At 72.5% G+C, this 7,320-nt stretch carries 7 protein-coding genes; 1 reads left to right on the top strand and 6 read right to left on the bottom strand.

Going from position 1 to position 7,320, the window contains the following annotated elements; all coding sequences use genetic code 11:
- Both Cus16_RS10380 and Cus16_RS10375 read right to left on the bottom strand, forming a co-directional pair.
- Positions 1 to 444, bottom strand: a 444-nt coding sequence (locus tag Cus16_RS10380) for an alpha/beta fold hydrolase (protein ID WP_141718932.1), incomplete at its 3' end; no start/stop codon positions are given.
- Between the two features lie 80 nt (positions 445 to 524).
- Positions 525 to 716: a hypothetical protein gene (locus Cus16_RS10375; protein ID WP_069712572.1), complete on the bottom strand. Its 192-nt coding sequence runs from the start codon at positions 714 to 716 to the stop codon at positions 525 to 527.
- Between the two features lie 346 nt (positions 717 to 1,062).
- Here Cus16_RS10375 and Cus16_RS10370 point away from each other — a divergent pair, with 346 nt between their 5' ends.
- A complete protein-coding gene (locus Cus16_RS10370; RefSeq protein WP_141718931.1) occupies positions 1,063 to 1,467 on the top strand; it encodes a hypothetical protein in 405 nt (134 codons plus the stop codon).
- Positions 1,468 to 1,476: 9 nt separating this feature from the next.
- Here the strand turns inward: Cus16_RS10370 and Cus16_RS10365 are convergent, their stop codons facing one another.
- The 4 genes from Cus16_RS10365 to Cus16_RS10350 all read right to left on the bottom strand — a co-directional run bounded on the left by Cus16_RS10365 (position 1,477) and on the right by Cus16_RS10350 (position 7,318).
- Complete coding sequence (locus Cus16_RS10365; protein ID WP_069712570.1) at positions 1,477 to 2,649, bottom strand: PP2C family protein-serine/threonine phosphatase; 1,173 nt, start codon at positions 2,647 to 2,649, stop codon at positions 1,477 to 1,479.
- Between the two features lie 204 nt (positions 2,650 to 2,853).
- Complete coding sequence (locus tag Cus16_RS10360; protein WP_083263880.1) at positions 2,854 to 5,292, bottom strand: beta-glucosidase family protein; 2,439 nt, start codon at positions 5,290 to 5,292, stop codon at positions 2,854 to 2,856.
- Between the two features lie 134 nt (positions 5,293 to 5,426).
- Positions 5,427 to 6,305 carry a carbohydrate ABC transporter permease gene (locus Cus16_RS10355; protein WP_069712569.1) on the bottom strand — a complete coding sequence of 293 codons (879 nt, stop codon included), beginning with the start codon at positions 6,303 to 6,305 and terminating at the stop codon, positions 5,427 to 5,429.
- Entirely contained in the window at positions 6,302 to 7,318 is a 1,017-nt protein-coding gene (locus Cus16_RS10350) for a carbohydrate ABC transporter permease (protein ID WP_069712568.1), read from the bottom strand. The genes Cus16_RS10355 and Cus16_RS10350 overlap by 4 nt, the downstream gene beginning before the upstream one ends.
- Between the last annotated feature and the right edge of the window lie 2 nt (positions 7,319 to 7,320).

Genomic DNA, 7,320 nt, shown 5'->3' with positions numbered 1-7,320 from the left:
GCTGACCTCCTCGAACGCTTCTCGCGCGTCGCCGGCGGCTTCGAGGACGGACGGTTCGGCGTGGAGCACGGTGCGCTCGGGGACGGCGCGGTCTGTGTGCGCTGGGTGCACGACACCCGCCAGGGTTGCGACGCCGAGGACATGGTCTCGGCGTTCGTGGGCGACGTGTCGGGCGATCATGCCGCCGAAGGAGTTCCCGATGACGGCGAAGGGCTCGTCGCCGAGGTGGTCGTCGATCTCGGCGAGTACCTCGTCGGCCACGTCAATCGCGCTCTCCGCGGTTGCGGTCGCCGCGGCGGCCTCGGCCCATGGCAGGTCGAGGAACACCAGCCGCCACGGCAGATCCTGCACCGCGTCCGCCAGTGGCAGCATGATGCGGTGGTCCACCCCGAAGCCGTGGAGAGCGACGAGCGGACGACCGGAACCAAGAACTCGCGCGATCACCCAGCAAGCCTATGAGCAGCCCGTACCGATAGCCGATCGGCTACCCGGACTCTGTCTGGTCGTGCCCTCGCACGCTCCGGTCACTCTGGATGACCGAAGATCGAGAGGAGTGTCCGAACGATGCCGATCATCGCCAGCCCGGCAGCGAGCAGCCGCACGAGTCCCGGCGTCATCGCACTTTGCGGACCGCGGCTGCCCCGCTGAGCGTCGACGAAGTACTGGGCGATCGGCGCTGGACGCACGAGTGCAGCGACCGCCGTCCGGTGGCTCATCGGCTGTCGGACAGTGACGATCTCAGTCGACCTCGTCGGGGCGGTACGGCGCTGACACGCCGGCGTAGGAGATGACCTGGGCGTGCGGCCCGACATCGCTCTGCAAGCGCCCGGCAGTTCGTGGTCCGAGGGCGCGGGTCTCGGCGTTGCCGAACGGCGTCCCGACTCGTTCGGTGAGGGAACGCCAGTGAACGAGTGCTTTGGCCGTTCCCTCACGGGCGCCCGCAGCATGCGCCGATCTGACGTCGCGCTTCCCGTCGTGCAAGGTCGATCATCTCGGAGCCGCCCCGGCCCCGCGATCGGCGTGACAGGCAGCGCAGCGGTGCTGCACGGCACACTGGTGACCATGCGGCAGGACGACGACGATGACGAGCTGTTCCCGCTCGGACGTCCTGACCGCCACACGCACCCGGTCCGGGCCCCTGCGGGCTGGAAGGACCTCGCAGTCACGCTGACGTTGTTCGGTCTGAGCCTGCCGATGCTCGTCGTCGGTTGGTTCGGCGTCCTGATCTCGATGTTCGCGTACGACGCCTGCGGCGGCGGAGGGTGCGACTACACCGCCGGATCGGTCGTCTACGTCGGCTTCCCGATCGCAGCCGTCGTCAGCACGGTGCTCTGGGCGTGGGTCGCGGGACTCCGTCGGCGTCGCCGTCGTGGCGCGTGGTCGTGCGGAGCAGGGGCGGTCCTCACCGTCCTCGCCCTGTTCGCCCTCGCGGTGACCGTCGTCCACTTCGCAGCGCAGCCGGGCTGAGCGTCCGGGTCAGGCTCCGGGCGCCGGCTCGCGGACCAGGACGACCACGGTCACGTCGTCCTCGGCCCGCTCGGCGGCGCGCAGGCGCACGGTCTCGAGGAACGCGTGCACGTCGCGGGCCCGGCCGAGGGTGCGCGCCAGGTCGAGCAGCGTGTCGACCGTGCCGTCGCCGAGGTCGAGCGCACCGTCGCTGGCGACGACGAGCGCGTCGCCGTGGGCGAGCGTCACCGCGCTCGCCGTGCGGGGCGTCCCCTCGTGGTGCAGGCCGACCGGCAGGCCGTGCGAGCGCAGGATCCGGGGCGCGCCCTCGGTCGCGACGTGGACCGCGAGCCCGTGTCCGGCGTCCACCAGCTCCACGACGCCGCTCGCGGGGTGCAGCCGCGCGTGGAACAGCGTCGCGAACGCGTTCGCCCGTGCCAGGTCCTCGGCGACGGCGGGCTCCGCCGCCGCCAGGGCCGCGACCGGTCCGAGCGAACGGTGCTGCCGGAGCGCGGCGCGGATTCCCGCCGCGAGCAGCGCGGCGGGCTGTTCCTTGCCCATCACGTCGGCGAGCGTCAGGACCAGGTCGCCGTCGACGACCGACCAGTCGTGCAGGTCGCCGCTGAGGTCGCCGTACGGCACGGTCAGTCCGACGACCCGGTACCCGTCGAGCGTGAGTGCGTCCGGGGCGAGGGCTCCGGCGACCTCGAGCAGCCGGTCGTGGTGCAGCCCCTGCCCGAGCGCCCGCTCCGCCCACCGCCCGAGGTCGATGAGCGCCGCGGTGTCCTGGGCGGAGAACTCGCGCGGGGCCGTGTCCATCAGGCAGAGCGTCCCGACGGGCTCCCCGCCGGCGATGGCCAGCGGGACGCCGGCGTAGAACCGGATGCCGCGGTTCGTCACGCCCGGCAGGTCCAGGGTCCGGGGGTCGGCGGCGGTGTCGAGGATGACGGTCGGTCCGGAGTCCTGGATCGTGAGCTGGCAGAACGACCAGCCGATCGGGCCCGAGGCGAGCTCGTCGGGGACGTTCGGGGTTAGGGTGTGCAGCAGGTCCGCGTCGAGGACGTTGATGTACGACAGCGGCACGTCGAAGACCTCGCGGGCGACGCGGACGATGCGCTCGAAGCGCTCCGCGGGCGGGGCGTCGACGACGTCCAGCGCGGCCACGAGTGCACCTCGCACGCGTGCCCGGTCCTCCGTGCTCATCCGTCCTGCCCTCCCCTGATCCGTCGGGACCGCCGCTGCGTGGTGGCGCAGCGGGACGCGGCCCGACGTGGACGCGTCACACGCTACCGGTCGGTGGCCCGGAGCGACCCCGGAGCGGGCGCGCGACGCGCGTCCCTGAGCGGAGGAACCGCGACGCGCGACCGCCGCGGAGCACCGTCCCGGGCGCTCCGCGGCGGGGACGGGTCAGACGACCGTCCAGCTGACCGTGCGCCGGTCCTCGCGGCCGACCTCGTGCACCGCACCGTCCACGCGCAGGACCGCACGCGGGGTCGCCGAACCGGGCACCTCGTGCCGGACCGGCCCGTCGCCGGACGCGACGATCCCGCCGGTGTCCAGCGGGCCTCCCGGCCGCGACGCCGCCGCGTCGGACGCGACCCACACCTCGACGTCGCCGGGTTCGACCACCTTGCGCATCGCTCGGTCCGTGAAGGCGAACCGCTGCACGGGCACGTCGAAGCGGACCCGCACGGTCTGCCCGGCCGACACGGCGACCCGCGCGTATCCGAGCAGCTGCGCGACCGGACGCGTGACCGACGCCTGCCGGTCGTGCCCGTAGAGCTGCACGACCTCGTCGCCGTCGTGTTCCCCGGTGTTCCGGACGGTGACCTCGGCCGTGAACGCGCCGTCGGTGGCGACCGTGTCGTCCACGACGAGGTCCTCGTACGCGAACGACGTCCACGTCAGGCCGAAGCCGAACGGGCGGACCGGCGTCGAGTCGGTCGCCGTGACGTCCGACGGGCCGCCGAGGCGCGGGTGCAGGTACGAGTACGGCTGGGCCCCGGCCGAGCGCGGCAGCGAGACCGGGAGCCGACCGGAGGGGGCGGCGGCACCGGTGAGCAGGTCGGCGATCGCGGGACCGCCCTCCTCACCGGGGAAGAACGCCTGCACGACGGCCGCGGGCTTCGGCTGGTCGCCGTCGAGCGCCCAGCCGATCGCGTACGGACGACCGGTCAGCAGCACCACCACGGTCGGGGTGCCGGTCGCCACGACCGCCTCGACGAGCTCGCGCTGCACGCCGGGCAGGTCGAGCGACTCGGAGTCGTTGCCCTCGCCCACGGTTCCGCGACCGAAGAGCCCGGCCTGGTCGCCGACGACGACCACGGCGACCGCGGCGTCCCGTGCGGTCTCGACCGCCTCGGCGAAGCCGTCGCGGTCAGCGCCCTCGACGTCGGCGCCGCGGGCGTACCGGACGACGTCGGAGCCGAGGGTGTCCCGCAACGCCTCGAGCACCGTCGGGATCGCGAAGCCGAGCGGCAGCCCGGGGTGCGAGGCGAGCACGTGGTTCGCGAAGGAGTAGCAGCCCTGCAGGGCCTCGGCGCGGTGGGCGTTCGGGCCGATCACCGCGACCGGACCCTGCAGGACGGCGCCCGGGGTGTGGTGGCCGGCGTCGCCGGCGGCTGCGTCGGGACCGGCTGCGTCGGCACCGGTCGCGTCGGGACCGGCTGCGTCGGCACCGGTCGCGTCGGGACCGGTCGCGCCGCCGAGGGGCAGCACGCCGTCGTTCGACAGCAGCACGAGCGACTCCGCCGCGAGCCGGCGTGCGAGGGCACGGTGCTCCGCGGAGTCCAGGTCCACGCCGGTCGGCGGCTCGTCCTCGAACGCGTCGGGGTCGAGCAGGCCGAGTCGCTCCTTCTGCCGGAGCACCCGGAGCACGGCCCGGTCGACGAGCGCCTCGTCGACCTCGCCGCTCCGGACGCGCTCGACGAGCGGCGCCAGGTAGGCGTCCCCCGTCGGCAGTTCCACGTCGATGCCGGCCTCGAGCGCCATCGCGGCCGCCTCGCCGCGGTCGCGGGCGACGCCGTGCATGACCTCGAGGAACGCGACCGAGAAGTAGTCCGCCACGACGGTGCCGTCGAAGCCGAGACGGTCGCGCAGCAGGTCGGTGAGCAGCGTCGGGTCCGCCGCGACCGGCACGCCGTCGACCTCGGCGTACGAGTTCATGACGCTCCGGGCGCCCCCGTCGAGCAGGGCCATCTCGAACGGCGGCAGGAAGACGTCGGCCACCTCGCGCGGCCCGGCGTGCACCGGCGCGTGGTTCCGTCCGGCCCGCGAGGCCGAGTAGCCGAGGAAGTGCTTCAGCGTCGCGTCGACACCGGCGCTCTGGACGCCGCGGACGTAGGCGGTGCCGACCGTGCCGACGAGGTAGGGGTCCTCGCCGATGCACTCGTCGACCCGGCCCCACCGCGGGTCACGGACCACGTCGAGCACGGGGGCGAGCCCCTGGTGGACGCCGAGCTCGCGCATCGACCGGCCGATGACCGCGCCGACCTGCTCGACGAGCTCCGGGTCGAAGGACGCCCCCCAGGCGAGCGGCGTCGGGAAGGTGGCGGCCTGCCACGCGGCGAGCCCGGTCAGGCACTCCTCGTGGACGAGCGCGGGGATGCCCAGGCGCGTCTCGCGCTTGAGCCGCCGCTGCTCCGCCCACAGCCACGCGGCCCGCTCGTCGGGTTCGACGGGCCGGGTGCCGTAGACGCGGGTGTACTGGCCGAGGCCGTGCCGGGTGACGTCGGTGAGCGTGTCGCCGTCCTGGACCGCCGCCATCTCACCCTGCATCGGGGCGACGACGCCGTCCTGGTCGAGCCAGTAGCCGACGAGCTGCGCCGTCTTCTCCTCGAGCGTCATCGCGGCCAGCAGCGCGGTCACGCGGTCCGGGCCCGTCGCGTCGTCGAGGTGGGTGGCGTCGGACGGGAGGCGCGTGCCGGTGCCGCCACGCGCCTCCCGTCCGTCCGTCGGGTGCGTCGTCGCGTCCAGCGCGGTCACCCCTTCACCGCCCCGGTCAGACCGCCGACGATGCGGCGCTGGAAGATCGCGAAGAACACGAGCGCCGGGATCATCGAGAGCGAGGTGAACGCGAGCACCCGCGCCGTGTCGACGGAGTACTGCGACGAGAACGCCTGGACGCCGAGGGGCAGCGTGTAGGCCGACGCGTCGTTGAGGATGAACAGCGGCAGGATGTAGCTGTTCCAGCTGCCGATGAACGCGAGGATCCCGACGGTCACGACGCCCGGCAGGGACAGCGGGACGACCATGCGGAAGAAGAACCCGAGTCGGCTCGCACCGTCGATCGAGGCCGCCTCCTCAAGCTCGTCCGGGATCGCCCGGAGGAACGGCACGAGGATGATGACGGTCGTCGGCAGGGCGAAGGCGATCTGCGGCAGGATCACGCCCGCCAGGTTGTTCGTCAGCCCGAGGTCCTTCACGAGCAGGTAGAGCGGCGTGATGGCGACGGTGATCGGGAACATCAGGCCGGCGGCGAACAGCGAGTACAGCGCGCCGCGGCCGCGGAAGCGGTAGCGAGCGAGCACGAAGCTCACCATGAGGCCGAGCACGACGACGCCGACCGTGGTGGTGACGCCCGCGATCACGGAGTTGCCGAGCTGCTGCCAGAAGACGCCGCTCGTCAGGACCGAGACGTAGTTCCCGATCTGCCACGGCGACGGCAGGCCGGCAGGGCTCGCGGTGATCTGCGAGTTGGTGCGGAAGCCGCCCAGGATGATGTAGGCGACCGGGGCGATGCACACCGCGATGAACACGAGTGCGATGAAGTACGTGCCGAGGTTGCGTTCCTTGCGGACCGGACCGTGGTCGGCGGAGCGCCGACGGTTCGGCGCGACGATGGAGGCGGTGGCGGTCATCGGTCGCCCTTCTCGGTCAGGGCGCCGGCGGTGTCGCGACGCAGGACGAAGCGCTGGTAGACGAGGGCGACGACCAACGAGATGAGGAAGATGACCACGGCGACGGCGTTGCCGTACCCGTAGTTGCCGGAGAGCCGGCCGTTGGCGACCATGTACGTCGCCATCGTCGAGGTCCCGGCCGTGGCGGCGATGTACTGACCCCAGATGATGTAGACGAGGTCGAACAGCTGGAGCGAGCCGATGATCGACAGGAACGCCCAGATCCGGATGGTCGGACCGAGCAGCGGCAGGGTGATCCGCCGCTGGATCTGCCAGTAGCTCGCGCCGTCGAGCTGCGCGGCCTCGAACAGCTCCTCGGGGATGCTCTGCAGGCCGGCGAGGAACAGGATCACCGCGAAGCCGATGTACTTCCACGAGATGATCGCGAGGAGCGTCCAGATCGCGATGTCCGGGTTGCTCAGCCAGTCGTTGCGGAGGGCCCCGAGGCCGACGGCCTGCAGGAGGTCGTTCACGGCTCCGCTCGACTGGAGCATGAGGCTCCAGCCGGTGCCGACGATGACCTCGGAGATCACGTACGGCACGAAGATGAGGACGCGGATCAGGCCGCGACCGCGGATCCGCTGGTTGAGCAGCAGCGCGAGGACGATCGCGATCGGGCCCTGCACGATGAGCGACCCGACGACGATGAACAGGTTGTGCCAGAGCACGCCCCGGAAGTCCGGGTCGGTGAAGATGATCGCGTAGTTCTGCAGACCGACGAAGTCGGTCGGGGTGCCGTACCCCTGCCACTTGTAGAAGCCGTAGTACGCGGCGAGCACGACGGGCAGGATGACGAACCCGACGAACATGACGGTGGCCGGGCCGGCCAGGACGGCGATCTCGATCCGGGTGCGGACGTCGTTGCCCCTGCGGGCCCGGCGGGCCGGGGCCGACGGCGAACCGTCGGCCCCGCCCGTGCGACGCCCCGTCCCGGACCGCTCCGCTTCGGAGCGGGGTGCGACGGAGGTGGTCATGG

Source organism: Curtobacterium sp. ER1/6 (assembly GCF_001742745.1).
GTDB classification, from domain to species: Bacteria; Actinomycetota; Actinomycetes; order Actinomycetales; family Microbacteriaceae; genus Curtobacterium; species Curtobacterium citri.
Note: the sequence above shows the minus strand (reverse complement) of the source record. Positions and strands in the feature narration are given on the sequence as shown.

Coding starts and splice junctions, on each gene's coding strand:
- Cus16_RS10375 (WP_069712572.1), bottom strand. CDS start 716: ATGAGCCACCGGACGGCGGTCGCTGCACTCGTGCGTCCAGCGCCGATC.
- Cus16_RS10370 (WP_141718931.1), top strand. CDS start 1,063: ATGCGGCAGGACGACGACGATGACGAGCTGTTCCCGCTCGGACGTCCT.
- Cus16_RS10365 (WP_069712570.1), bottom strand. CDS start 2,649: ATGAGCACGGAGGACCGGGCACGCGTGCGAGGTGCACTCGTGGCCGCG.
- Cus16_RS10360 (WP_083263880.1), bottom strand. CDS start 5,292: ATGACGCTCGAGGAGAAGACGGCGCAGCTCGTCGGCTACTGGCTCGAC.
- Cus16_RS10355 (WP_069712569.1), bottom strand. CDS start 6,305: ATGACCGCCACCGCCTCCATCGTCGCGCCGAACCGTCGGCGCTCCGCC.
- Cus16_RS10350 (WP_069712568.1), bottom strand. CDS start 7,318: ATGACCACCTCCGTCGCACCCCGCTCCGAAGCGGAGCGGTCCGGGACG.